This window comes from Moorena sp. (genome assembly GCF_982860115.1).
This window is the reverse complement of sequence record NZ_CEYLVT010000392.1, coordinates 1-3,801: the sequence shown is the minus strand read 5'-3', so window position 1 is coordinate 3,801 and position 3,801 is coordinate 1. Positions and strand designations below refer to the sequence as shown.

Below are 3,801 nucleotides of genomic sequence, written 5' to 3'. Positions count from 1 at the left end.
GCCTATTGCCTATTGCCTATTGCCTATTGCCTATTGCCTATTGCCTATTGCCCTTGCGCGTAGCGCTATAACTATTACATCTCAAGCAGCGCTATATCATTCTCTTTGTTGACCTGAATCAACTCAGCTACACCATCCCATAGAGCATAGCGTGCTTTGAGAGCATTCTCAGCAGAGTTGAAAGCTTGCTCCCACTTTACAGGATCATCACCACAAAGATTTTTTAAGAGTTTTTTCCCCATGGGAACATGTTGATCCTCATCCAGAAAATTATGCCTGTCTAGATAGAGACGCAAAGAATCCCAAGTAAATCCATAAAGACTATCTAAAGTAGCAATTACCTGTCTGAACATAGCAGGAATGATATCTTCTCGACCTAGTAGAAAAGCTGCAGCTACTTCATGGGTTGACTTAGTCGTAGTTTCCAACGTGAATTTTACAAACGTTTTGGTTAATTCAGGTATCGAAAGAGAGGCTAGACTTTGCTCAGATGGAATACCTTTTCTAAGAGAAGATATAAACGTTTTAATTGGATTAGTATCAGCTCCAATTTCTCCCATCGCCACCATATAGAGATCATAGTGACTGATGTAATTTCCTGGTGAGACTTCATCAGTCTCTTCAGCTAAAACAATCTCATTGACCATCCTGGCAGAATTAATATCTGTCGGTGGCACCCAAGGTACATCCAAGCAAGTAACTCGGTGTTGAAGAGTCTTAATCAGAGACATGAAATCCCAAACAGCAAACACGTGAGACTCCATAAATATCTGTAGAGATACCAAGTCATTTAACTGTTGGTAAAGGGGGTGATTTATCAGAGCCATACGGCTTGGTTTAAGTTGTTCTTCCAGCTGAGTGTAATAGTCGAAACTCTTATAATTTTGCATTTCGATAATTTTCATGATTGGTCTCCTTAATAACCTATAGAGTTGTTTAATTTGGTGAGGTACATTTTTTGAGGGAGCAGGGAGCAGGGAGCAGGGAACAGAGAAGATATAATAGCAAGGAAATTGCATCAATACAGGAAAAAAATTCTGTGTACCTCTCAGATAGGGATCCTCAATGAATTGTGATAATTTTATTTCCTACTCCCTACTCCCTACTCCCTACTCCCTACTCCCTACTCCCTTTGCTAGATAATACCAACATAGTTTCTGGCAAAATCCCTAGCAAATGTTGCCGATGTAGACAATTGCTTCAATTTCGATTCACTCAACTTATTGAAGAAACGGACATTGTCTACATCGGTGTCTTCAGACTTATGCAGCATATGCAACATCGAACAAGAGAATTCTTGAGCACGCCAAATATAGGGCAAACGAATTTCCGAGTAGCGTTTTAGGTAAGAAATATCCCGTTTTTCCTGGTAGTAACTTACCAATACTTCTCCCAGAACACCCGCATCCTGTACCGCCAGATTTAAACCTTTTCCACCGCAAGGTGTAATAATGTGACCCGCATCACCAGCTATCAATAACCGTTGGTACTGTAACGGTTCCATAACATAACTGCGCATGGATAAAATCCGCTTGTCAAAGATTTCCCCTTCTTTCAACGTCCATTCTTTTTTCGCCAGACGCTTTGCCAAGGTACTCCAGATGCGTTGATCAGGCCAATTTTTAAGCTCATCATCAAGTGAAACTTGTAAGTAATAACGAGAAATCTTGGCATTGCGCGGCATGTGAGCTCCAAAGCCATCATGATGCAAGCCATAGATGACATGTTTTGCAGAAGGTGGTGCGTAAGCTAAAATTGCCAGCCAGCCGTAGGGATGCTGTTTTGTGTAGATGTCTACCGCTCCGTCTGGAATTGATTGGCGCGAGATTCCATGATAGCCATCACACCCTGCTACAAAATCAGCATGAATCGTGATGGTGGTGTCACCATCTTTATCGTAACATTCAACAATGACGCCGTCATCGGTTTGAGTAATTTTTTTTCCTTCATGGCGTAACAATAACTTACCACCTGCATCCAGATATCTTTGAATCAGATCGTCATTGAGATCGCTTTGGGGATAAATGTAATGGACATCCCCATCAGCTAACTTTCCGTAATCAAAGACAACGCTGTAATCAGGGTAACGAAATTCACAGGTATCATGGGTATAGCCATTTTGGAAAATTGTATCCGCTAGACCATGTTTTTTGAGTAGGTCAACTGTCGTGCTTTCCAGCACACCTGCCCGCGCCTTCGTATATATTTCTTCGCGGTTGTATCTATCCGCAATGATACAATCAATGCCATTTTGTAGAAGGATATTACCAACTACAATCCCAGCTGGACCTGAACCTAAAATACAAACTGATGTTTTCAATGCTGTACTATTAGTCATGGTTTAAACTACCTCTTTAGTTATAATTGAATAAAAGGAAAGTAAATTTTATTAACAAACACCCTCTGTAAGCAGTCAGCAGTCAGTAGTCAGCAGTCAGCCGTGAGCTAGAAGCTCACGCTACGCGAACAGCTTAAAATAAACTTATTTGGCTGATAGCTGATAGCTAATAGCTGATAGCTGATAGCTGATAGCTGATAGCTGTTCGCGTAGCGTGTGCGTAGCACATAAGCTGATAGCTGATAGCTGATCAGCGTCTAATAGGTACCTGGAATCATTTTTGTAGTAATAGCAATACGATTCCAACCATTGATCGTGACAATAGCCATCAAAAGTTTAGCTATTTCGGTTTCTGAAAAATAGCGACTTACTTCTTCATAAACTGAATTCGGTACCTGATTCTCTGAAATCAGCGTCACTGCTTCAGTTAGCTCTAATACAGCTCGCTCTTCTGGGCTAAAAAATGGCGCTTCTTGCCAAGCATTTAGGAGATAAATTCGTTGTTCTGTTTCTCCATTACTTCTGGCTTCTTTTGTATGCATATCGATACAAAACGCACATTTATTAAGTTGAGAAGCACGGACTTTTATTAACTTAATTAGTGTTTTATTTAAGCCACTTTTATTCACATAATTTTCCAAGGAATTCATGGCTATATAAGCTGCTGGTTCAACTTTTTTTAGTTCCAATCTTGTTTCCATTTAAATACCTCAATTGGTAAAATTAAAAACTTGACTTTTTACGTTTGACGTGATCACCACGTTCCTACTGCTTTTTCAAGCTCAGCACGGGCATTGGCCAAAGATTGCTGACGGGCTTCTTTCCCTAAATCTAGTTTCTCGGCATGAATAAATGTGATATCTGTAATGCCAATGACACCAAATATAGCCCGTAAAAAAGGTTCCTGATAATCGTAATCAGCAATAGGGGTTCCTGGAGAGAAACTACCGCCACGAGCTGTAAAAATTAGCATTTTCTTTCCCTTAGGAACTAAGCCCCGATATTTACCAGTTTGGTCAAAGGTAAAGGTGCGATTAACTCGGACAATTTGATCGATGTAAGCTTTGAAGGTAGATGGAACATTTAAGTTGTACATGGGAATGCCAAAAACATAGCGATCGGCTGCTAGCAATTCATTCACCAAAGTATCTGATACTTTAATTGCCTCTACCAATTCAGGAGTACGTTTTTCGGGAGGACAAAATGCTGCAGCAATCCACTTTTCATCGACATGGGGAACAGGATTATGACCTAAATCTCGATAGCTGACGGTGTCGTCTGGATAGAAAGACTTCCAAGTTTGAATAAACCGATTAGACAATTGCCGAGAAATAGAGCGATCGCCACGGGGACTCGCATCAATGTGAAGAATATGGGTCATATTAAGTTGAAGGTTGTTTGCCTGAAGGTTGAAGGTTGAAGGTTGTTTGGTTGAAGGTTGTTTGGTTGAAGGTTGTTTGGTT

At 40.6% G+C, this 3,801-nt stretch carries 4 protein-coding genes; all 4 read right to left on the bottom strand.

What is annotated here, in order from left to right:
• Positions 1-74: 74 nt before the first annotated feature.
• On the bottom strand, positions 75-905 hold the full coding sequence (locus AC4II3_RS31855; protein ID WP_488016773.1) for a DUF3050 domain-containing protein: 831 nt from the start codon (positions 903-905) through the stop codon (positions 75-77).
• Positions 906-1,135: 230 nt separating this feature from the next.
• Positions 1,136-2,338 (bottom strand): 4-hydroxybenzoate 3-monooxygenase, encoded by a 1,203-nt coding sequence (locus AC4II3_RS31850; protein WP_488016771.1) that lies wholly within the window; start codon positions 2,336-2,338, stop codon positions 1,136-1,138.
• A gap of 257 nt (positions 2,339-2,595) precedes the next feature.
• On the bottom strand, positions 2,596-3,039 hold the full coding sequence (locus AC4II3_RS31845) for a carboxymuconolactone decarboxylase family protein (RefSeq protein ID WP_488016769.1): 444 nt from the start codon (positions 3,037-3,039) through the stop codon (positions 2,596-2,598).
• A 53-nt stretch (positions 3,040-3,092) separates the two neighbouring features.
• The gene (locus tag AC4II3_RS31840) at positions 3,093-3,719 is read right to left on the bottom strand and encodes an FMN-dependent NADH-azoreductase (protein ID WP_488016775.1); all 627 of its coding nucleotides are present in this window, start codon (positions 3,717-3,719) and stop codon (positions 3,093-3,095) included.
• Between the last annotated feature and the right edge of the window lie 82 nt (positions 3,720-3,801).